Raw genomic sequence first — 20,754 nt, 5'->3', positions numbered from 1 at the left:
AACCGCGTTGAACCAGGACAGCAACCCCCCGTCTCGCCGGAGCTACGATCTGGGCTTCCGCCTCGTCCGCCCAAGTTTATAACAGGGTGAAGAAGCCTGCCTCCAGAAAGCGGGTTGCACAAAAAGTTAAAGAGGCCATGGTCGAAATGCCATTAAACGAATTGCGTCAGGCAAGGGGCTTATCACCCAGGAAATGCTTGCCGAGGCGTTGTACATACAGCAACCGGCTATAGCAACCATCATTTGGTCTCCTGCTTTATAGGCCTTCCGCATATAGACTTCGTTTTCTTTGCGGAATGTAAAATACCGGGCGCAGAATTGCGAACGCCCGTATCCATCAGGATGCGCCGCCTTGTATTCCTCCCAGAGCAGGTTAAGGGTAACTCCGGGCCGTTGCATCTCTTTGTGGATGAACTCCATGTCAGGCTCTGGCCGCTTTCCCGCCGAAACCGGCGAGCTTGCCGCACGGGGCGTCGGATACACAATGGCCCCAAGCTCGTGTTCCTTGCGGGCCAGCGGATCTTTGATGCCGGCCTCTTTAATCCTTGAAAGAACGGTGTTCACCGTTCCCAAAGAGACACCGGCTGCTGCCGCTGCCTCCCGCTGGCTTAACCCTGCAGCTCGGTACTTCAGGATGTCCTTGATTTTGCCCATAGCAAATCTCCTCATCTTCACGCTCCTAAAATCTTGTTAAGAGCATTGTGGAATAGGGAGGGCATACTGTTCAAATGCGCCGGATTCATGTTCAAGTGTTTCCGGATTTCTGTTCAAATCCCGCCGGACAGGTGTTCAAATGTTCCCGGATTTCTGTTCAAGTCCTGCCGGACGGATGTTCAAATAATTTCGGATTTCTGTTCAAGTATTTCGGATTTCGTGTTCAAATGTGGCCGGATTATGCAATTACTGCTTTTGAGATTGCTATTTGATCTTCACACGCTTTTATTGCCAAATCAAGATACTTTGGATCTTCGTTTCGTTTTTTGTAAAAAAACAGAATCTGGTCATAAAAAAATGAATGCTCTGCTGAAATATCTTTTGGAGGTTACCGTACACCCGTTTCTCATGCTGCTCATTGAAATTTGGATTTACATATGTTGATATTGTAGTTTCTATTATACGATTTGGTTGAGTAGGTTTATCGATTGCTGCACAATCAGCACAAAGCCAATACGGTTTAATATCCCACGGCTTGCCACGGGGAGCTTCATTGATCATTTCGTATATATGGTATAGCCACCTTTTGCAGTTTCGTAGCGGATGATAATAGTCTTGCCATCCTCGGTAAAAGGATCGATATTTGCTCCACTAAGGCCAAAAACATTTATTCCGCTTGCGTACCGATCAAGTGGTCCTTAAAATCTAACCTTTACAGAACCATCTGCAAGCGTATAGAGTTTTATTGCCCCACCATCGCCATCTACCACTGGTGCAGAAAATCCTGTTCCAAGTGTCAACTGCCAAGGGCATTCATTTACAAGCATAAATTCGAAAGATCCCACGGGTGCGCTTGCCCTCTGTATACATAACTTCACCGAGAGAGGCGCATCCCGCAAGCCCAATGACGAAAAATGTAATAAAAATAAAATTTAAATTTTTCATAAAGCCCTCTTTATATTTATCTGGAAACTTCAAACAAAACATCTCTTTGTTTTTTGTATTTGATATAATGGGACATGATATTATCAATCGTTTTCGATATTACGAATTCTACACTAAGAGCTTTATCATTGGCGATATTATGACAGATTGTATTAATAATCTCTCCCAGGCCGGTAGAGTCATTCTCATATATCAGTTTACAACAGTTTTTGATTATTTCCTTGGTAAAATATTCTTCAAAAAGCTCTTTAGAAAACAGTAAGTCTTGAAAAAAAACCGGATAACTTATTGGAAAATCCTCAAAGCCAAGCCGGTAATGGGCATCTTCAAAATAAGGCTTTTTGGGTTTTGCTGCTGGTTGCTGCAATTTACCAAGAAGCGTACCGGTCAGCTCCTCCGCAACCTTTTGTATGTCGGCATAAAGCAGGGGATGAGATTTGGCACTAAATATTTCCTTGAGGCGTTTTACCAGTTCGTCAGACTTTGTTCTTCCAACGGCACAAAGCGCTGCAGTAGTATGGGTGAACTCATGTACTGCGGCGATTTTATTATTGCGTTTTGTTGCTGCATCCTGTTTGCCAAGTTCCTGGTTAATAAGAATATGCAATAGAAAGAAATTATTTCTTTTGTTGTAGGATGTAATTAGCATACCTCCAACATCTTGAGGCAAAGCATACCGCTCGATAACTATAATACAATGGCCCATGCCCTGAATAACCAGATGTCGATAATCAGCAATATACAGGAGGGTAAATTCCGGCGGAGAAGGCATATCTTGGACATGAAGGGCTTTCAGCAACGGGCGAAACGACTTAATCGCCCACTGCTCATCCTTAAGGGGTGAATTATCTACTGTTGAAGTATTCACTGTCAGCCTTCTGGAGCTTAACCTTAATCTCATTTTGTTTAAGCTTGGGGCCAAGTAGTTTTGTGGCTCCGACAGCGATTTCAATCATTTTGGGAGACAGCTGTTCTCCGGATGCAACGTCAATGTTGATAATACCGAGCTCATCTGCTTCTTTTAGGATTTCACTCAAATCTGCCATTTTGATCACCTTGGGCTATTATTTATATCCAGAAGGACATCCCATATGTTAAGTATAACATATTTTATCCCCACTTAGGGGAAAAATCAACTCTCTTACGTTCCCCTGGCGCCCTGAGTTATGAGGCCTATGTGCCAAGAACAGTATTATCCTACAACACCGGGGCTAAAATTGCAAGAATAAAATGAAACTTTCGATGCTTATTTTATCAGTTCCCCTGCCCATGACTTCTATATCCCCCTTCAATGCAAAGAAAAATCATGACATAAAAAGCCAATTACCCATATATACGCCCGGGCTACGACAAGATGAAAAAGGCAGCGGTGGACGGGCTGTCTAAGATTGAGGTGAAGTAGGGGTTTTTTTCCGGAAATTAATAAATACGGAGGAAAGCCCCGTTAATGATACAATAGTAGGGGCTATTGCGGCAAAGGGCCAATATAGGACATGGATACAGAATGGCTCTCTTTTGCGGGCTTATTGCTCATTGGTCACCAATGGCATGGATTTGCGTACGTCGTTGCCAAGGCGAACCCAGTCCCCTCTCAAAGCTTCCCGGTCCCGTTCCGGACCTCTGGATAGATCGGGGATTGAAACATAGGTCCGGCCTGTTAGGTCAAAGGCCGACGCGAACCCTTTTGCCAAGGACCAAATAGCGTTCCCGGATTCTTTTATATCGCTCATGTCCATAATATAACGCTTCCCCGGCGGCTTATCAAGACCTGCCTCAGGCACCAGGGTGGGGACGGCGCACCCGTTATTCCGCAGGGGACCGGTTGCCCCTCTCTCATAAGCTCCCAGGATCTGTTAGAGTTCCAGGCTTGTTCCCCGCACCCCAAAGAGCGCAGCGAATTTGCCCCACCATACACCCCAAACTCCATCTAGCGCAACAAGGGATAGCCGGGTTAAGAATCTCCTGCGAACAGGCGCCCGCGGGGACGGGGAAGCCGCGCTGCGGGATATTTGGAATTCCCTGCTGTAGTAGACCCGCGCAGCGGGGCTGCGGAAGCAGACTCTACAAGCATCCCGCAGCGTGGCTTCCCCGTCCCCGCGGGCGTTTTTTCGAATGACCCTGCATACTTTGATAAACCCAGGCATTCCCCGCTTTCCCAACCCGCTCCACCACCCCAATCCGCATCAAAACATAAAGCGCCTTCCGGGCAATCTCCGGCGCTATCCCCGCTTTTTCCGCCAAGCTTTTTACCGTAAAGGTTTCCCGGTTTTTAAAGGGGAGGAAATAACGGTAATCCCCAGGGGTGTTAAACACCATGGTTTCGTGGTATTCGGTAATGCTTTTGTCGCTTATGCTGGCCCCCTTGCGGCGCCAGGAACCTTTACCGTCCAGGATACGCTTTTCCATTACGTCCACCAGGGCCAGTTCCAGAACCAGGCCCGGCAGAAGGGGCAGCTCGGGAGCGTAGAGCAGGGCCTTGAAAAGGTCCCAGGGCGTGCCTTTCCGGGGGCTCTTTCGGCAGCGGAGGAGGGCGCCGGATGCATCCCGGGTCTCTATGGATTTGCGGACAATAATGGGATGGACGATACGTACCGGACCCAGGCGCAGCAGTTCCGGAACTTTTTTTTTCAGGGGACCAAAGCTGCCGGTCTGGACCTCGATCATTTCGCCGTCCCCACTGACCCCGTCACAGACATATCCCGCCCTGATGACCTCGATATCTCCCTCGGCGCCGGAATAGCGGAATTTTAAAGCCCTGTGGAGACTCTGTTCCCGTTCGGTCCCAATGCGGTGCGATATCATGGATCGAGCATACTCCTCCGCTTAATAAGAGTCCATGGAAGCTTCAGACTCCTTATGCTTTATATCCGTATAGTAAAAAAAAATATTATTTACTCATTATAACATTTTTTCTAAGAAAGGCGGTTGACCTTTTCATTCAAAACGAAAATAATGGGATTATGTGGGTTCAAGTGGGAAAAAATGGATCTAAGGGGAAAAAAATAGGATGAAGTCCTTAAATGGCGAGTACAAAATAACCCTCGATGATAAAGGCCGCTTGAGCCTGCCCACGAAAATTCGGACAGCCCTGGAGGACAATAATCATATGCTCACCAAGGGACCCGATGGCTGCATTTGGCTTTATCCCATGGAAGAATGGAATAAGCTGATGCAAAAGGTGCGGACGTCCAGCTCCGCCTTTAATTCCGACTTCCGGGCGTTACGGCGTCACCTTATCGGGCCTGCCCAGGATGTTGAGATTGACAAGGCGGGGCGCATCGCCATTCCCCAAACCCTGCGGGAATATGCGGAACTTATCCGGGATTGCATCGTTTTGGGCCAGGATGATTTTGTTGAAATTTGGAACGCCGACCGGTATAGAAGCTATGAGACTGAAAGTAAAGAAGAATATGAAATTGCCTACGAAAAACTCGGCGCTGCCCTGCTGCGGGAAAAGGACGGCGAGTAATGACCATTACCCATACCCCGGTTTTGCTGGAGGAGACTGTCCAATACCTCGCGCCCCGTAGGGATGGTGAATTGATGGCGGACGCCACCTTAGGGGAGGGCGGGCATAGCTACGCCTTCCTTTCCCGCTTTCCCAGCCTCAGGATTGTGGGTATCGATGCGGACAGGGATATCCAGGAAAAGGCCCGGGAGCGGCTGGAGGAATTTGGGGACCGGATACACTTTTATAACGGCTGGTCCCATGATTTTTTTGCCTCCCGCAGTGAACGGCCCGATACCATCCTCATCGATCTTGGGGTGAGTATGTACCATTACGAGGAGTCCGGCAGGGGTTTCAGCTTCCGCAAGGACGAGGCCCTGGATATGCGGATCGATACCAGCGCGGGGGATACCGCTGCGGACCTGATCGCCCGGCTTCCGGAAAAGGAACTGGCGGATCTGATCTACAACAATGCCGAGGAACGATATTCCCGGCGTATAGCCCATGCCATTGTAGAAAACCGGTCCCGGGCGACCATCACCAGTACCGTGGCCCTGGCGGAAATTGTAAGCCGGGCGGTTCCCGCGGAGTACCGCCGTTCCAGGGTGCATCCGGCAACAAAGACCTTCCAAGCCCTGCGGATAGCCGTAAACGGAGAACTGCTGCGGCTGCTGGATCTGCTGGAATCGGCCCTTTCTGCGTTAAAAGCCGGCGGGCGTATGGGGGTTATCAGTTTTCATTCCCTGGAGGACCGGCGGGTGAAAAATTTTTTCCGGGACAAAAACAAGGACTGTACCTGTCCGCCGGAAACGCCGATATGTAGATGTGAGGGCCGCCGGGTTGTCAACCTTATAACCCGGAAAGCGGTTGCCCCCGGTTTCGATGAGATCCGGAGTAATCCGCCCTCCCGGAGCGCTAAGCTGCGGGTGGTAGAAAAAGTATTTGATGAGGATGGACGGTCATGAGACGGTTTGTATTACTTTATTTTTTTGCCCTGACACTTCCCGTATTTTTGGTGATCTCCGTTTGGCAGTCCAGAAACTATGCGTCCCTGCAGCGGGACGTGCGGCGCCTTGAGGTGGTCCAGGAAGAATGGATCGAAAGTAATAAACGGCTTATCGCGGGAATTACCCTGTTTTCCTCCGCAGAACGGATAGAACATATTGCGGTAGAACAGTTGGGGCTTACGAAAAAGCAGCCGGAAGAAATTTTACAGATCAGGATTGAAAACGGCCGGGGGAGGATCGATGGCTAGGAGGAGTCCCATGAACATTTTAGCCTTGCGCCGCGTCCCCGGGGGTAGTATCAGCACTACCCCTATCGGAATTATCGGCAGCAGTACCGAAATCCTTGAGCGTATACCGGGGGGAGTAGTTTAAATGTTTTTAGAATTTTTATACCCCCTGGTAAAATACTTCACCCCCCTCAATGTTTTTCAATATCTGACTTTCAGGGGCGCCTATGCCGCTCTAACCACACTGTTACTGTGCTTCATTTTTGGTCCCCTGATCATCGAATCTCTGCGTAAACTTAAAATAGGACAATCTATCCGGGATGACGGCCCCTCTACCCATTTGAAAAAGGGCGGAACCCCAACCATGGGGGGTGTGCTTGTCATCTTTTCCACGGTAATTGCGGTGCTGCTCTGGACGGATCTGGAAAATGAAAAGGTCTGGCTTACCCTGGGCGCCTTTGTGGCCTTTGGCGTAATCGGCTTTATCGACGATTTTCTCAAGGTGCGGCGCCATAACTCCGACGGGCTGCCGGCCTGGGCAAAATTGGCGCTTCAATTCGTTGTGGCGGTAGCCATAACACTGATCCTCTATAATTCCGATGAAGAGGGGATCACCACCCTGTACGTGCCCTTCTTTAAAAACCCGGTGGTTGAAATGGGGAACCTGTGGGTTCCCTTTGCGATACTGCTTTTGGTGGGGGAATCCAATGCGGTGAACCTTTCCGACGGGCTGGACGGGCTTGCTACGGGGCTCCTGATTCTGGTCTTTATTGCCCTGGCGATCCTAACCTACATTACAGGCCGGGTGGACTACTCTTCCTACCTGGGAATACCCTACATTGTGGGCAGCGGAGAGTTAACCGTTTTCTGCCTGGCGGCGGTGGGAGCCTGCATAGGATTTCTGTGGTACAACGCCCATCCCGCTGAAGTATTTATGGGCGATGTGGGAAGTCTCTCCCTTGGCGGGGTGGCGGCAACTATTTCCCTGATTGTCAAAAAAGAAATACTGATACTGATTATCGGCGGTGTTTTTGTTTTGGAAGCTGCATCGGTTATCATCCAGGTGCTGGTATATAAACTGTGGAAGAGGCGGGTCTTTAAGATGGCTCCGCTTCATCACCATTTCGAGGAATCGGGCTGGGCGGAGACTAAGGTAGTCATCCGGTTCTGGATCCTCGGGGGCCTGTTTGCCATAATAGCCCTATCAACATTGAAAATACAATGATACAAGCATTTGACCTTGAAAGCGCCGGACGTAAATCCCGGGCGGACCATGTTTTGATCGCCGCTATTCTCCTCCTTACCGGGGTGGGGTTAGTCACCCTTTATTCCGCATCCTATGCCTATGGGGAACGGTTTTTTGGGAAGGGATTGTACTTTATTACCCGGCAGTTACTTTATGGATTCGTGGGACTGGGAGTCTTCTTTGTTGCATCCTGGATCAACTTAGAATATCTGCGAAAATTGATTGTTCCCATGGTGGTGGTCACCGCAGTTTTATGTCTTTTAACCTTTATGCCCGGCATCGGGGTAACAAAAAACGGAGCTGCCCGATGGATACGGATAGGGAGTACTAATACTTTTCAGCCGTCGGAGTTGGTTAAACTGACCCTGCCTTTCTATCTGGCCCATATTTTCAGCAAAAAGCAGGATCGTATCAACTCTCTTATCTCGGGAATCCTGCCTCCCACACTGATAACGTTACTATTTTTCTTTTTGATTTATTTGCAGAATAACTTTTCTACTGCGCTGTTCGTCGCGGCGAATGCGGTATTTATTTTCTATCTTGCCGGAGTGAGGTATCGGTACTTTATCAGCGGCGCAATAATACTGGCTCCTATATCCGCATTTTTAGTGCTTACTAAGGAGCATAGGCTCCGCCGGGTTATTAGTTTCTTTATTCCCGACTGGGAACCCCTGGGGGCGGGATACCAGGTTCATTCTTCCCTGCTTTCCATCGGTTCCGGCGGGCTTTTGGGAAAGGGCTTTGGTCAGGGTACCCGGAAAATTGCCAGCGTTCCGGAGATACATTCGGACTTTATCTTTTCGTCCTTTTCCGAAGAGGCGGGCCTTGCGGGGGTATTTTTGTTCTTCATACTCTTCGTCGTTTTTGCGATCCACGGATACCGGGCGGCCATTAAGTCAAAGGATATGTTCAGAAGGCTTTTGGGGTTCGGTCTGGTTACCATGATCAGTTCCCAGGCGCTTTTGAATATCGCCGTGGTTTCCGGGGCCGTACCCGCTACAGGGGTTCCCCTGCCGTTTTTTTCCGCCGGCGGTTCATCCCTGGCAATAACATTACTGATCGCAGGACTTATCGTTAATATTTCACGAAACGGGGAGGTCGACCATGTCTGAGGGGTTTGTGTTTGAAAATACCCTGCCGGGGACATCCGCCGAGGCCTTCGGCCGAGGTTCCCCTCCGGAGGAGAATCCGGTTCATTCCAAAATGGACAGACGGCTCAAATGGCTTCTGATTGCCCTGGCGGTAATTTTGGCGGGTGAGCTGATCTGGGTCCTGGGGGTTACCCCCTGTATGCCCCTGTCGGTGATAGAGATATCGGGAATCCCCGAACTTGACCGGGGCGCCATATTAAGCCAGGCGGGGATTGGGGTCCATACTTCCTACATGACCGTAGATACCCGCGGGGCGGAACTTGCCCTGGGAGCTTTGTATCAGGTTGAGTCCGCCCGGGTAACGAAACAGTTTCCCGATACGGTTAAAATTGTTTTAGAGAACCGTAAAGCGGTTGCCATGGCTCTTGCCCCGATAAACGGCAGAATAGAGCCGGTGTTTTTTGACAGATATGGTGTGGTTTTTAAAATTGGGGGGGATATTGTGGAAGACGGCATACATACCCTGCCGATTATTTCGGGGCTGGTCTTTGAAAACACCTCCCTGGGCATGAAGCTTCCCGCACTTTTTCAGCGTTTCCTCGCAGATTTGGGGCATCTGAACAGTTCGGCGCCGGAGCTGCTGGGAACAATTTCGGAGATCCAGGTCAAGGCCAAACCCTATGATGGGTTTGAACTGGTACTTTTTCCGGTTCACTATCCCGCAAAAATCCGGGTAGGGAATGAATTAACACAGGATACGATTCGGTATATGCTCTTGCTCATTGATGTATTTATAAAACAGGGCGTTATGGTGGATGAAATTGATTTCAGAACCGGTACGGCGTCCTATAAAAAGGAGGCCGCCCTTGGCCAATGATGGATTAGTGGTAGGCCTTGATATCGGCACCACCAGTATCCGCGCTGTTATCGGCGAACGGACAGAGAAGGGAACCATTGAAATTACCGGTGTGGGGATCAGTCCTTCCCTGGGGCTGCGGAAAGGGGTGGTGGTAAATATTGAAGCTACCCTGAAGTCCGTGGCGGCTGCCATTGAAGCGGCGGAGATGATGAGCGGACGGGAGGTACATGCCTGCTGGACCGGTATCGGGGGCAACCACGTCGATGGGGTGAATTCCCGGGGTGTTGTGGCGGTTACCGGCCGGAGCCGGGACGAAAAGGAAAACCGGGAAATAGGACCCGAGGATATAGCCAGGGTACTGGAAGTCGCCCGGGCTATGGTCTTTCCAATGGATCGCCAAATCCTGGAAGTGATACCCCAAACTTATATTGTGGATAAACAGCCGGGTATACGGAATCCCCTGAATATGATTGGTGTGGCCCTGGAAGCGGAGGTACATATTATTACCTGTTCCGCCAATAGCGCACAGAATCTGATCAAGTGTGTTAACCGCGCGGGGTTCCGGGTTAACGATCTGGTCCTGCAAACGCTGGCTGCGGGCCGGGCGGTACTTACGGAGGAAGAAAAAGAATTGGGGGTTGCCCTGGTGGATCTTGGCGGCGGTACCACCGATGTGATTGTTTACTTTCAGGGCGCCCCCTATTCAACCATTTCGGTTCCCCTGGGCGGTTCCGAAATAACCCAGGACATATCGATTGTAAAAAATATTTCCTTTGAAAATGCGGAACGGGCTAAAATTGACGCCCGGTGCTGTATGGCGGAATTGCTGGAAAATGATGAGGATATTATCATTGAAGGCCTGGGGGGAAGACCTCCCCTGCCCATTCCGAAGTCTCAGATCGCAGTAATTGTGCGTCCCCGCCTGGCGGAGATATATCGCATGGTTAAGGATAAGCTGGATGCTCTTCCGCTGAGCAGGCCCTTGGGCGGCGGAATTGTGCTTACCGGAGGCGGAGCAGAATTTCTCGGGGCGGTTGAACTGGCAGCTCAGGTTTTCAGAATGCCCGTGCGGATCGGTAATCCCCTGTCCATGGGGGGGCTGCAGGAAAGGTACAACAGCCCGTTATTTGCAACGGCCATAGGATTAGTGCTGGAAGGGAATATTCGGGATGAAGAAAAAATTCCCGATAGAGGGACGGATACCAAGGTACGGGAGAAAAAGGGACAAGTTTCCTTTTTCGGAAAAATATGGGAGTGGTTAAAAAAGGAATTTTTTTAAACTATAGGGGCGCATGGGAACGCCCTGAGATTTTATCAAAAAAGTGATTTGGGAGGGGAAGCTGCATGAAAAATTTTGAAGTTCATGAAGAAACAGTAATGGGACCGAGGCCGACGAAGATCAAGGTTTTCGGCGCCGGCGGCGGGGGCTGCAATGCGGTAAACCGTATGATCGAACACGGTTTGCAGCAGGTAGATTTTATCGCGGCTAATACGGATCAGCAGGCGCTGAACCTGAGTAAGGCCGGGACAAAATTAGCCCTTGGCGCCAAATCCACCGGTGGGCTTGGGGCTGGGGGCAAGCCGGAGGTCGGCGAAAAGGCTGCCATGGAGGACAGGGATTCTATTGCCAATGTTCTCAAGGGCGCCGACATGGTTTTTGTTACCGCCGGAATGGGCGGCGGTACCGGTACCGGTTCGGCGCCTATTATCGCCCAGGTGGCCCGGGAGAACGGGGCCCTTACCGTAGGGGTGGTAACCAAGCCCTTTGCCTTCGAGGGGCAGAACAAAATGCGCCTCGCCGAAGAAGGGATCGCTAAAATGCGGGAGGCGGTGGATACCCTTATCATCATCCCCAATGAGCATCTCATGTCAATAATTGATAAGAAAACTTCTATGAAAGAAGCGTTCCTCAAGGCCGATGATGTGCTTCGTCAGGGCGTACAGGGTATAGCGGATCTTATCACCGTACCCGGGGATATCAATGTTGATTTTGCGGATGTGAGAACCACCATGCTGGGGCAGGGGGACGCCCTTATGGGTATAGGCATAGGCGAAGGGGGCGACCGCGCTAAGGATGCGGCCTCAAAGGCTATCGACAATCCCATGCTCAAGGATACTACCATTGCCGGCGCCCAGCATATCCTCGTTAATATCACCGGCGGGGATGATCTTTCGGTTTTTGAAGTTGCGGACATCGTCAATTATATTAAGGAAAAGGCTGATCCCAATGTGTTTATCAAATTCGGGACCGTTTTGAACACAAACCATGAGGATCAAATACAGGTAACGGTTATTGCCACCGGTTTTCGCGGGCAGAACATCAAAGAAACTGCGGCTGCGAAATCCCAGGAGGAGACAAAAACCAAGGATACCGGTTTTATCGACATAACCGAGTGGGAAAAGGTGACCAGCCACTCCAAACGGGCTGCGGAAAACTTCCCCACCGGCTCCGGGGAATTTTCTTCCCGCCGGACCGCTCAAGATTTGAATGTTCCCGCGATTTACCGGGATAGGGATTATTTACTCCAATTTGAGAAGGGGAGAGGCGAGAAAACCGGTTCTGATAATAGGGAAATATAGATGCCTGTACCGATAGCGGGTCCGAATTTGCTGGAACGTTTTTATTCCCGGCTTATCGCAATGGAGCGCCGTTCCCCCATGACCGCCCAAACCTACCGTTTTGAGGTTCGCCGTTTTCTGGAATGGCTTTCACTTGCGGGACTTAGGGTGGAGACCGTGGAATCCCTGGAAATTTCCCGGTACCTGGAGGAGCGCAGGGAAAAAAATCGTATCGATTCTCGTTCCACCGCTAAAGCAATTTCCGCCCTGCGATCATTCTTCCGGTATATCGGGGATGAAGGGCTGCGGGAGGATAATCCTGCGGCTATCCTGGAACCGCCCAAAGGAAGCCGGCATTTGCCGGAGGTGCTTTCCCAACAACGGGTGGAGAGTATCCTGGAGGGTATGGATTCGGATAATCCCCTGGGTTTAAGGGATAGGGCTATGTTTGAGCTGATCTATTCTTCGGGTCTGCGGATTTCCGAAGCGGTATCTCTGAATATTCGGGATCTCTATTTCCCCGAGGGTGTTGCCCGGGTAAGGGGAAAGGGGAATAAGGAACGGCTGGTGCCCTTTGGGGGGGAAGCCGCGCTCTGGCTAAAGCGTTATTTGGAAGAATGCCGGCCCAATCTGGTAAAAAGCGGACGGACGCCGGCCCTGTTTCTCGGTAGGACCGGGAAACGGCTTTCCCGTAAGGGTATTTGGCGTAATTACGCCGCCCTGACCGGTCCTGCGGGAATAAGTACCAGGGTCCATACCCTGCGGCACAGCTATGCCACGGAACTTCTCGCCGGCGGCGCGGATCTCCGGTCGGTACAGGAACTTCTGGGTCATGCGGATCTGGCTACGACACAGATCTATACCCATGTGGATGTGTCCTTGCTTAAAGAAAGTCTCAAGCGGTATAGACCGAAACTGAGGGAACTTAAAACCGCCGGAAAGGCATAGGGGTAGCGAATGAGAGTAAAAAAAGAGGTGGTCGTTGGCCTTATCGTAATTGCCCTTATTGTTTCTCTTGTTGCGGGGTTCGTAGGGTATACCCGGAATAAGCAGCGGGATACCCTGGCGGGACAGATTGCCGCTCTGAGTCCCGGGAATGGTCCTCCGGAGACTATTCAGGGGCTGCGTACCGCCATCAAAGCCTACGAGGCTAAGATTGCGATGCACGTTAAGGACGTCGCTCAAACCGGGGTTTATTGGAAGATCCTGGCTTACCGGCTTCAAGACAAGGGGCTCCACGGTGAAGCGTTGGAAGCCCTGGAACGGGCTATTGATTATAATCCCGTAGATGCGGCCCTCCATTATATGGTAGGAGTTTCTGCGGGGATTGTGGCTAAATCATCACTGAACTTTGAAGGGAGTTCGGGGAATTTGAGCCGGGATAATTATTATACCCTTGCGGAGAATGGGTACCTTAGGGCTATTTCTCTGGATGAGCGTTATGTCAAACCCATGTACGGTCTGGGGGTGCTCTATACCTTTGAGCTTGGCCGTCCCCGGGAGGCCATACCCTACCTGATTCGGAGCCTGGCAATAAGTCCCGATGCGGATACCATGTTTGTTTTGGCCCGGTCTTACTATATGATAGAATCCTACCGGGAGGCGGTGGCGGTGTACGAAAGGATCATCGATTTTACCAAGGATACTGAAAAGATAAACGAAGCCCAGATGAACCGGCAAAGGGTATTGGACATAATTTATGGATAAACGGGGCTTGTTGGATTTGGTCATTAACCGTATCCCCCATCTCGGGCCTCGGGAAAAGATTGTACTGGGTGAAAAATTTGACCGGGAGGAAGATTTTTACGTACTTTCAAAAGAAGATATAGAGCAGATAGTCAAGCGCCCCCTGAATAGTCCCTGGACTATGGATGCACTTCGGGTACAGGCTGAAAGGGATGCAAACGCCGGAAGGCTCCGTGGGATAGATTATATTTCCCATGGGGATTCTAAGTATCCCCCGTTGCTCCGGGAGCTCTTTGATCCCCCGGCGCTGCTTTTTTACCGGGGCGTACTTCCGAACCCGGAACAGACCATGACGGCGGTGGTTGGAACCCGGCGGCCCTCCGGCCGGGCTGCAGCCCAGGCCTACGATATGGGGCGGGAACTGGCCCGGGGCGGAATGCCCGTGGTTTCCGGTTTGGCCCTGGGTATCGATGCCCTGGCTCATCGGGGTAACATGGACGGCGGGGCCCCTACCGCAGCGGTGCTGGGTTCCGGTTTGGACCAGGTTTATCCGGTGTCAAACCGCGCCCTGGCCCGGCGTATCCTGGAAACCGGCGGCGTCCTCCTCAGCGAGTACCCTCCCGGTACGGAACCGTTCCGGTGGAATTTTCCCGCCCGTAACCGGATCATATCCGGCCTCGCCCGGGGGGTTCTGATAGTGGAGGCGCCAAAGCGTTCCGGCGCCTTGATCACCGCCCAGTTTGCCCTGGATCAGGGCCGGGATCTTTTTGTAGCCTCCGCCGGAGTTTCTTCTCCCCTTGGGGCGGGAACCAAAAAACTGGCGGAAGACGGGGCGCGGGTAATAGTCCGGGCTGCGGAAATTTTTGAAGAATGGGGCATGGCATACCCGGAAGATACACGTAACGCCACCGGAACCGATCTGGCCTTAAGTTTAGGGCGGTCCCTTAATATTGTTTGCGAGGAATAGGATACATGGCAGTAAAAACCGTTAAGAAAGCAAGGGACAAAAAGATTTTGGTGATCGTGGAATCCCCGGCTAAGGCAAAGACCATAGAAAAATACCTTGGTCCGGATTATACCGTCAAAGCTTCTATGGGCCACCTCATCGATCTGCCCAAATCACGGCTTGCCATTGATGTGGACAAAAACTTTGAGCCCGAGTATATCACCGTTCGCGGCAGGGCGAAGCTTTTGAAAGAACTCATGGGGGACGCAAAAAAGGCGGACTCGGTGCTGCTGGCCAGTGATAATGACCGGGAAGGGGAGGCCATAGCCTGGCATCTGCGGAACGCCATTATTGCAAAAACCGATAAGGTACCCATCCAACGGATCAGCTTTAATGAGATAACCCCGGCGGCGATTAAGGATGCGGTGTCCCATCCGGCGGATATCAATGAATCCCTGGTAAACGCCCAGAAGGCCCGGCGGGTGCTGGATCGTCTTGTGGGATATAACCTTTCACCATTACTGTGGAAGAAGGTGAAAAACGGCCTTTCCGCCGGAAGGGTTCAGTCCGTAGCCCTGCGGCTCATCTGTGATCGGGAGAAGGATGTGGAAACCTTTATCCCCGAAGAATACTGGACCCTGGAAGCGGATTTCAAAGTGGGCAAGTCCCTATTCACCGCCCAGCTGGTTACCTGGAAGGGCGCCAAGCCGGAACTGAAACACGAAGCGGATGTAAAGGCCATAGTGGATCTGATCACCGGCGCCGACTGCTTTGTTCAGGATATACGGGAAACCGAAAAAACCGTTAAACCAAAGCCGCCCTTTACCACATCCCAGCTGCAGCAGACTGCGGCAAACCGCCTGGGCTTTACCAGCAAGAAAACCATGCAGGTAGCCCAGCAGCTTTACGAAGGGGTGAACATCGGCAGCTCCCGCATAGGGCTTATCACCTATATGCGTACCGATTCTGTGCGTATTTCCCAGCTTGCCCTGGACGAGGTCCGTACCTGGCTTGGGGAAAAGTATCCCGGGGATCTTCCGGAAAAGGCGGTGGAGTATGCCGTGGGGAAGAAAGCCCAGGATGCCCACGAAGCCATACGGCCAACCTATGTACACTATACCCCGGATGATATGAAGGATCACCTGACCCGGGATCAGCTCCGGCTCTATACGATCATCTGGGAACGTTTTGTTTCCAGCCAGATGAAGAACGCGAAAACCAGAACGGTGAGTACCGATATTGCCGCAGGAGAGGGGATCTTCCGCATCTCCGGTACCAAAATTGTGGACAAGGGATTTTACCGGGTGTTGAAGCTCCTTAACTCAAAGGAAGAGAAGGGCAGCGCCTATCCTTCATTGAAAATCGGGGATAAGGTGGGGATAGATAAATTCCATCCGGAACAGCATTTTACCCAGGGACCGCCCCGGTACACCGATGCTACTATTGTGAAAACCCTGGAGGAAAAGGGTATAGGCCGGCCTTCAACCTACGCCCCCATCATTTCTGTGCTTTTGGATCGTTACTATGTTACCCGGTCCAATAAACAGTTGGTTCCCACCCTGCTTGGCAGGTTGATCTGCGATATGCTGGTGGAGTATTTCCCCCATGTGGTGGATACCGCCTTTACCGCTTCCATGGAAAACAAACTCGATGCGGTTGAGGAAAGCCAGATCCGCTGGCCCGACATGATCCGGGAATTCTGGGGTCCCTTTAAGGATCAGGTAGACCAGGTGGGGAAAACCCTGGAATCCTACAAGGGTTCCCTGGACGAGCCCACGGATCTCGTTTGCGAGAAATGCGGTATGCCCATGGTAAAGAAGCTTGGACGTTTTGGATTTTTCCTGGCCTGTTCCGGTTTCCCCGGCTGTCATAACACGAAATCTATCCCCCTGGCCAAATGCCCTAAGTGCGGCGGGGATGTGGTGGCCAGGAAAACCAAGGGACGGGGTAAGGAATTTTACGGCTGCACCAATTACCCGGACTGTGATTTTATCAGCCACTTTAAGCCCATAAACCAGGATTGCCCCAAGTGCGGGCAGTTCATGGTGGAGAAATACGACAAGAAAAACGGGTCCCACAAGGCCTGCATCAATCCGGAATGCGATTATCTCCATTCCAATGATGATGAAGGGGAGGAGAGTGAACAGTAATACGGTGGCCGGCAAAACGGTGGACGAATACCTGAGTTATCTCCGCGCAGTCCGGGGCGTTTCGGAACGGACCCTTCAGGCTTATGAGGGGGATCTTGTCCGTTTTGCCAACTACTGTGAAAACCGCAGTGTCCTTCCCGATACGGCGACCCCCTATGAGGTTCAGGGTTTTATCGGGGATCTCAGCGCCGAAGGGATGGCCTCGGTGAGCGTGAACCGGGCCCTTTCGTCGATACGGGGATTCTACCGCTGGCTTATCCGCTTTGGACGCCGGAAGGATAACCCTGCGGGAAACCTCCGCAACCTCAGGGTGCCTAAAACACTTCCGGTGTTTCTCTGGGAAGGGGAGATGGCGGACTTTGCGGACCTGCCGGATACGGCGGGCATACTCTGGCCCCTGCGGGATAAGGCGCTGATCCTGGCCATGTACTCCGCGGGACTGCGGATCTCCGAACTGGTTACCCTTTCCCTTAAATCCATCGACGGGGATCTCAGCGGTGGCAGGGTTACCGGAAAGGGCGATAAGGAACGGTACATATTTTTTTCCGACGAAGCCCGCGAGGCTATTGCCGCCTATATTCCCGCCCGGCACAGCCGGATTAAGGCGGAGCATCCCACGGAAAAACTGTTTGTGAACCGCCGCGGAGGGCCCATTTCGGTGGCCGGGGTACGGTGGATCATCGCCAAATACGCCGAGCGGTCGGGGCTGCAGAAAAATGTGCATCCCCATGCTTTGCGGCACAGTTTTGCTACCCATCTGGTTAACGCGGGCTGTGATGTCAGGATAGTCCAGGAACTTTTAGGCCATGCCAGCCTTTCCACAACCCAGCGTTACACCCATGTGGATATAGAACGCTTGAAGAAGGTATATACCAAAGCGCATCCTCACGGTAAAAGGAATACGAAATGAATAAATACGGTAGAATACGTTCGACCACGGTTATCGCGGTGCGCCGGGACGGCAGGGTCGCCATGGCCGGGGATGGTCAGGTGACCATGGGTGAAACGGTGATGAAGAACAACGCCCGTAAGGTACGGCGTCTTATGGACGGCAAGGTCCTCTGCGGTTTCGCCGGAGCCACCGCCGATGCCTTTACCCTCTTTGATCGCTTTGAGGAAAAACTCAAGGAATATTCCGGGGACCTCGCCCGGGCGGCGGTGGAGCTGGCAAAGGACTGGCGTACGGACCGGGCTTTGCGGAAACTTGAGGCCCTGCTCCTGGTGGCGGATCTTTCCAAGACCCTGCTCGTGTCCGGTACCGGGGACGTGATAGAGCCTGCGGAAAATGCCCTGGCCATCGGTTCCGGAGGCAACTACGCCTACGCCGCGGCCCTGGCCTATCTTGAGGGCAGCAGTTTTTCTGCGGTGGAAATCGCCGAACGGAGTCTTAAGATTGCGGGAAGCATCTGTATCTATACCAATGGAAATATTACCCTGGAGGAGTTAAGCTGATGAGCGAAAAAAATCTGGACCGGCTAACCCCCCGGGAAATCGTGGCGGAGCTGGATAAATACATCGTTGGCCAGAAAAAGGCCAAGCGGGCGGTAGCGGTGGCGCTGCGTAACCGCATACGGCGGCTCAAGCTGGACCCGGAGGTTCGGGAGGACATCGCCCCCAAGAACATCCTTATGATAGGTCCCACAGGGGTAGGCAAAACTGAAATTGCCCGGCGGCTGGCCAAACTGGCGGGCTCTCCCTTTATCAAGGTGGAGGCCACCAAGTACACCGAAGTTGGCTATGTAGGCCGGGACGTGGAATCCATGATCCGGGACCTTATGGCGGCGGGTGTCCAGATGGTTAAACAGGAAATGCAGGAAACGGTTACCGCGGATGCGGAAAAACGCGCCGAAGATGCGCTGCTGGATCTGCTCCTGCCGGGTACGGGGAAAAAGCCCAAGGAAACAAAGCCCCCGGAGGGCCCGGTGGTGCGGCCCATGGGCGCCTTTTCAATCAACCCCAGTAATGGTAACGGTTCCCTTATGGGCGCAGCAATACAGGTGGGCATCCCGATATCCCGGCAGCAGGCGGGCGGCAATGATGATACGCCGGAAATAAGCAGTAACATTGCCGACAGTTCCGCTGAGGAGCCCGCCGCCGATGCCGGATCTAAAAAGGATTCCACCAGAGAAAAATTCCGGACCATGCTCCGGGAGGGAAAGCTGGAGGACCGGCTGGTAGAAATTACCATAAACCAGAGCCCCCAGTTTCCGGCCTTCGAAATGATGGGGGGCGGCATGGAGGACTTAGAAAGCAGCCTTTCTGGGATCGCCGGTTTCTTCGGCGGGGGTAAGAAAAAGAAGCTCCTTCCGGTGAGCCGTGCCAGGGAAGTCCTTGTTGCCGAGGAATCGGAAAAACTTATCGACCGGGACCGGGTGAGCGACGAAGCCCGTCAGCGGGTCTGTGAGACCGGCATCGTCTTTATTGACGAGATCGACAAGATTGCCGTCAAGGGCGATCGGGGAGGGGGCCCCGATGTTTCCCGGGAAGGGGTACAGCGGGATATACTGCCCATTGTTGAGGGCGCCGTGGTGAATACCAAGTGGGGACCCGTGGATACCAGCCACATCCTTTTTGTTGCCGCAGGGGCTTTCAATGTCAGTAAGCCCTCGGATCTGATCCCCGAACTGCAGGGGCGCTTCCCCCTTCGGGTGGAGTTGGAATCCCTGGGCAAGGCGGAGTTTCTCCGCATCCTCACGGAACCCAAAAACGCCCTGACCAAACAGTACGTCGATCTCCTGGCCACAGAAGGGGTGGAAATCGAATTTACCCCCGATTCTATAGATCGCCTGGCCGCCCTGGCGGCGGAGGTCAATTCCCGGCTGGAAAACATCGGCGCCCGGCGTCTCCACACGATCATGGAAGCTCTCCTGGAAGAACTTTCCTTCGAGGCTCCGGACATAGCCCCCACCAAAATTTCCATCACCGAATCCTACGTAAACGAACGTCTCCAGGACCTGGTGGTGGATAATGACCTTGGGAGATATATCTTATGAAATATTTTAAAAGGCCGATGATAGAATCTGGGAGAACCTTATGATATCGAATAACTTTGAAAAAACTATTGACCTGCTGCACCGGGCCATGGATGCCAGCACGCTTCGCCGGGATGTGATTGCGGATAACATGTCAAATTCCGGGGTTCCCGATTTTAAGCGGTCCAATGTCAACTTTGAAAGCGAACTCAAGCGCGCCCTGGAAACGGAAAAACAACGGCCGGCCCTGGAACTGACCCTGACCGACCCCAAGCATATCCCCAACTGGCGCGCCCGGGATTACCGGGACGTGGAGCCCCGGCGGGTACGGGATTACGCCAGTACTTCCAAGAATAACGGAAACAACGTGGACCCTGAGCAGGAAATGATGCTGGCCCTGGAAAACCAGATGATGTATACCCTCTTAGCCCAGGCCACGACCTTCGAATTCAGCCAGATAAATATGGTATTAAGGTAGGATAGAATATGGGATTGTTCAATGCAATTAATATAGCCGCCACGGGGATGACCGCAGAACGGCTCCGTTCCGACGTGATCGCCGACAACATCGCTAACGCCTCCACCACCCGCACCGCCGAGGGAGGCCCCTTCCGCAGGAGCCGGGTGGTATTACGGCCAAGGGCGGAACAGCCCTTCTGGCGCTCACCCTTCCTGCCGGACATGATGGACGGCGGACCCGGTAAGGGGGTCAGGGTTGCGGAGATCCAGAAGGATACTACGCCGAACCGGCTGGTCTACGATCCCACCCACCCCGATGCGATACAGACCGGGCCCCGGGCGGGGTATGTGGAGATGCCCAACGTGGATGTGGTCACCGAAATGGTGGATATGATCGCCGCATCCCGGGCCTATGAAGCGAACGCTTCTATTATTGACGGATCTAAAACAATGTTTCTGCGGGCCCTTGAGATAGGCAGCAGGTAAAAGTATAGGGGAGGGGATA

At 52.3% G+C, this 20,754-nt stretch carries 23 protein-coding genes; 17 read left to right on the top strand and 6 right to left on the bottom strand.

Annotation, left to right across the window (positions count from 1 at the left end):
- Positions 1 to 126 precede the first annotated feature (126 nt).
- From LQZ19_RS17115 to LQZ19_RS17090, 6 genes are all read right to left on the bottom strand, one after another.
- On the bottom strand, positions 127 to 654 hold the full coding sequence (locus LQZ19_RS17115; RefSeq protein ID WP_411048905.1) for a hypothetical protein: 528 nt from the start codon (positions 652 to 654) through the stop codon (positions 127 to 129).
- Between the two features lie 698 nt (positions 655 to 1,352).
- Positions 1,353 to 1,481: a hypothetical protein gene (locus LQZ19_RS17110; protein WP_411048904.1), complete on the bottom strand. Its 129-nt coding sequence runs from the start codon at positions 1,479 to 1,481 to the stop codon at positions 1,353 to 1,355.
- Positions 1,482 to 1,615: 134 nt separating this feature from the next.
- Positions 1,616 to 2,467 (bottom strand): hypothetical protein, encoded by an 852-nt coding sequence (locus LQZ19_RS17105; RefSeq protein ID WP_411048903.1) that lies wholly within the window; start codon positions 2,465 to 2,467, stop codon positions 1,616 to 1,618.
- Positions 2,445 to 2,645: a hypothetical protein gene (locus LQZ19_RS17100; protein WP_411048902.1), complete on the bottom strand. Its 201-nt coding sequence runs from the start codon at positions 2,643 to 2,645 to the stop codon at positions 2,445 to 2,447. Before LQZ19_RS17100 ends, LQZ19_RS17105 begins: the two co-directional genes overlap by 23 nt.
- A 477-nt stretch (positions 2,646 to 3,122) precedes the next feature.
- A complete protein-coding gene (locus tag LQZ19_RS17095) occupies positions 3,123 to 3,329 on the bottom strand; it encodes a hypothetical protein (RefSeq protein ID WP_411048901.1) in 207 nt (68 codons plus the stop codon).
- Between the two features lie 331 nt (positions 3,330 to 3,660).
- Positions 3,661 to 4,401 carry a DUF8091 domain-containing protein gene (locus LQZ19_RS17090; protein ID WP_411048900.1) on the bottom strand — a complete coding sequence of 247 codons (741 nt, stop codon included), beginning with the start codon at positions 4,399 to 4,401 and terminating at the stop codon, positions 3,661 to 3,663.
- Positions 4,402 to 4,606: 205 nt separating this feature from the next.
- Here LQZ19_RS17090 and mraZ point away from each other — a divergent pair, with 205 nt between their 5' ends.
- The 17 genes from mraZ to flgC all read left to right on the top strand — a co-directional run bounded on the left by mraZ (position 4,607) and on the right by flgC (position 20,735).
- Positions 4,607 to 5,068: a division/cell wall cluster transcriptional repressor MraZ gene (gene mraZ, locus LQZ19_RS17085; protein WP_411048899.1), complete on the top strand. Its 462-nt coding sequence runs from the start codon at positions 4,607 to 4,609 to the stop codon at positions 5,066 to 5,068.
- Positions 5,068 to 6,012, top strand: a complete 945-nt coding sequence (gene rsmH / locus LQZ19_RS17080; protein ID WP_411048898.1) for a 16S rRNA (cytosine(1402)-N(4))-methyltransferase RsmH — start codon at positions 5,068 to 5,070, stop codon at positions 6,010 to 6,012. Before mraZ ends, rsmH begins: the two co-directional genes overlap by 1 nt.
- A complete protein-coding gene (locus LQZ19_RS17075; protein WP_411048897.1) occupies positions 6,009 to 6,302 on the top strand; it encodes a cell division protein FtsL in 294 nt (97 codons plus the stop codon). Before rsmH ends, LQZ19_RS17075 begins: the two co-directional genes overlap by 4 nt.
- A gap of 124 nt (positions 6,303 to 6,426) precedes the next feature.
- Complete coding sequence (mraY, locus tag LQZ19_RS17070) at positions 6,427 to 7,506, top strand: phospho-N-acetylmuramoyl-pentapeptide-transferase (protein ID WP_411048896.1); 1,080 nt, start codon at positions 6,427 to 6,429, stop codon at positions 7,504 to 7,506.
- Entirely contained in the window at positions 7,503 to 8,639 is a 1,137-nt protein-coding gene (gene ftsW / locus LQZ19_RS17065; protein WP_411048895.1) for a putative lipid II flippase FtsW, read from the top strand. The genes mraY and ftsW overlap by 4 nt, the downstream gene beginning before the upstream one ends.
- Positions 8,632 to 9,495 carry a cell division protein FtsQ/DivIB gene (locus tag LQZ19_RS17060; RefSeq protein WP_411048894.1) on the top strand — a complete coding sequence of 288 codons (864 nt, stop codon included), beginning with the start codon at positions 8,632 to 8,634 and terminating at the stop codon, positions 9,493 to 9,495. The genes ftsW and LQZ19_RS17060 overlap by 8 nt, the downstream gene beginning before the upstream one ends.
- Entirely contained in the window at positions 9,485 to 10,756 is a 1,272-nt protein-coding gene (gene ftsA, locus LQZ19_RS17055; protein ID WP_411048893.1) for a cell division protein FtsA, read from the top strand. The genes LQZ19_RS17060 and ftsA overlap by 11 nt, the downstream gene beginning before the upstream one ends.
- A gap of 65 nt (positions 10,757 to 10,821) precedes the next feature.
- Positions 10,822 to 12,057: a cell division protein FtsZ gene (gene ftsZ, locus LQZ19_RS17050; RefSeq protein ID WP_411048892.1), complete on the top strand. Its 1,236-nt coding sequence runs from the start codon at positions 10,822 to 10,824 to the stop codon at positions 12,055 to 12,057.
- Positions 12,058 to 12,984, top strand: coding sequence for a site-specific tyrosine recombinase (locus LQZ19_RS17045; RefSeq protein WP_411048891.1), 927 nt, complete (start codon positions 12,058 to 12,060; stop codon positions 12,982 to 12,984).
- A 9-nt stretch (positions 12,985 to 12,993) separates the two neighbouring features.
- On the top strand, positions 12,994 to 13,743 hold the full coding sequence (locus LQZ19_RS17040) for a tetratricopeptide repeat protein (RefSeq protein ID WP_411048890.1): 750 nt from the start codon (positions 12,994 to 12,996) through the stop codon (positions 13,741 to 13,743).
- Entirely contained in the window at positions 13,736 to 14,689 is a 954-nt protein-coding gene (gene dprA / locus LQZ19_RS17035; RefSeq protein WP_411048889.1) for a DNA-processing protein DprA, read from the top strand. The genes LQZ19_RS17040 and dprA overlap by 8 nt, the downstream gene beginning before the upstream one ends.
- Before the next feature lie 5 nt (positions 14,690 to 14,694).
- Entirely contained in the window at positions 14,695 to 16,818 is a 2,124-nt protein-coding gene (gene topA, locus LQZ19_RS17030) for a type I DNA topoisomerase (protein ID WP_411048888.1), read from the top strand.
- The gene (locus LQZ19_RS17025; protein WP_411048887.1) at positions 16,808 to 17,728 is read left to right on the top strand and encodes a tyrosine recombinase XerC; all 921 of its coding nucleotides are present in this window, start codon (positions 16,808 to 16,810) and stop codon (positions 17,726 to 17,728) included. Before topA ends, LQZ19_RS17025 begins: the two co-directional genes overlap by 11 nt.
- Complete coding sequence (gene hslV / locus LQZ19_RS17020) at positions 17,725 to 18,270, top strand: ATP-dependent protease subunit HslV (protein ID WP_010259197.1); 546 nt, start codon at positions 17,725 to 17,727, stop codon at positions 18,268 to 18,270. The genes LQZ19_RS17025 and hslV overlap by 4 nt, the downstream gene beginning before the upstream one ends.
- Positions 18,270 to 19,811: an ATP-dependent protease ATPase subunit HslU gene (gene hslU / locus LQZ19_RS17015; RefSeq protein ID WP_411048886.1), complete on the top strand. Its 1,542-nt coding sequence runs from the start codon at positions 18,270 to 18,272 to the stop codon at positions 19,809 to 19,811. The genes hslV and hslU overlap by 1 nt, the downstream gene beginning before the upstream one ends.
- A gap of 40 nt (positions 19,812 to 19,851) precedes the next feature.
- Complete coding sequence (gene flgB / locus LQZ19_RS17010) at positions 19,852 to 20,268, top strand: flagellar basal body rod protein FlgB (RefSeq protein ID WP_411048885.1); 417 nt, start codon at positions 19,852 to 19,854, stop codon at positions 20,266 to 20,268.
- Between the two features lie 8 nt (positions 20,269 to 20,276).
- A complete protein-coding gene (gene flgC, locus LQZ19_RS17005) occupies positions 20,277 to 20,735 on the top strand; it encodes a flagellar basal body rod protein FlgC (RefSeq protein ID WP_411048884.1) in 459 nt (152 codons plus the stop codon).
- The last annotated feature ends 19 nt before the right edge of the window (positions 20,736 to 20,754 follow it).

Origin of the sequence: Treponema primitia (assembly GCF_046533075.1) — a bacterium.
Classification (GTDB): Bacteria; Spirochaetota; Spirochaetia; order Treponematales; family Breznakiellaceae; genus Termitinema; species Termitinema primitia_B.
Note: the sequence above shows the minus strand (reverse complement) of the source record. Positions and strands in the feature narration are given on the sequence as shown.

Coding starts and splice junctions, on each gene's coding strand:
- LQZ19_RS17075 (WP_411048897.1), top strand. CDS start 6,009: ATGAGACGGTTTGTATTACTTTATTTTTTTGCCCTGACACTTCCCGTA.
- mraY (WP_411048896.1), top strand. CDS start 6,427: ATGTTTTTAGAATTTTTATACCCCCTGGTAAAATACTTCACCCCCCTC.
- topA (WP_411048888.1), top strand. CDS start 14,695: ATGGCAGTAAAAACCGTTAAGAAAGCAAGGGACAAAAAGATTTTGGTG.
- dprA (WP_411048889.1), top strand. CDS start 13,736: ATGGATAAACGGGGCTTGTTGGATTTGGTCATTAACCGTATCCCCCAT.
- mraZ (WP_411048899.1), top strand. CDS start 4,607: ATGAAGTCCTTAAATGGCGAGTACAAAATAACCCTCGATGATAAAGGC.
- LQZ19_RS17060 (WP_411048894.1), top strand. CDS start 8,632: ATGTCTGAGGGGTTTGTGTTTGAAAATACCCTGCCGGGGACATCCGCC.
- flgC (WP_411048884.1), top strand. CDS start 20,277: ATGGGATTGTTCAATGCAATTAATATAGCCGCCACGGGGATGACCGCA.
- flgB (WP_411048885.1), top strand. CDS start 19,852: ATGATATCGAATAACTTTGAAAAAACTATTGACCTGCTGCACCGGGCC.
- LQZ19_RS17095 (WP_411048901.1), bottom strand. CDS start 3,329: ATGAGCGATATAAAAGAATCCGGGAACGCTATTTGGTCCTTGGCAAAA.
- LQZ19_RS17045 (WP_411048891.1), top strand. CDS start 12,058: ATGCCTGTACCGATAGCGGGTCCGAATTTGCTGGAACGTTTTTATTCC.
- ftsW (WP_411048895.1), top strand. CDS start 7,503: ATGATACAAGCATTTGACCTTGAAAGCGCCGGACGTAAATCCCGGGCG.
- LQZ19_RS17115 (WP_411048905.1), bottom strand. CDS start 654: ATGGGCAAAATCAAGGACATCCTGAAGTACCGAGCTGCAGGGTTAAGC.
- ftsZ (WP_411048892.1), top strand. CDS start 10,822: ATGAAAAATTTTGAAGTTCATGAAGAAACAGTAATGGGACCGAGGCCG.
- hslV (WP_010259197.1), top strand. CDS start 17,725: ATGAATAAATACGGTAGAATACGTTCGACCACGGTTATCGCGGTGCGC.
- rsmH (WP_411048898.1), top strand. CDS start 5,068: ATGACCATTACCCATACCCCGGTTTTGCTGGAGGAGACTGTCCAATAC.
- LQZ19_RS17110 (WP_411048904.1), bottom strand. CDS start 1,481: ATGCTTGTAAATGAATGCCCTTGGCAGTTGACACTTGGAACAGGATTT.
- LQZ19_RS17040 (WP_411048890.1), top strand. CDS start 12,994: ATGAGAGTAAAAAAAGAGGTGGTCGTTGGCCTTATCGTAATTGCCCTT.
- hslU (WP_411048886.1), top strand. CDS start 18,270: ATGAGCGAAAAAAATCTGGACCGGCTAACCCCCCGGGAAATCGTGGCG.
- LQZ19_RS17090 (WP_411048900.1), bottom strand. CDS start 4,401: ATGATATCGCACCGCATTGGGACCGAACGGGAACAGAGTCTCCACAGG.
- LQZ19_RS17100 (WP_411048902.1), bottom strand. CDS start 2,645: ATGGCAGATTTGAGTGAAATCCTAAAAGAAGCAGATGAGCTCGGTATT.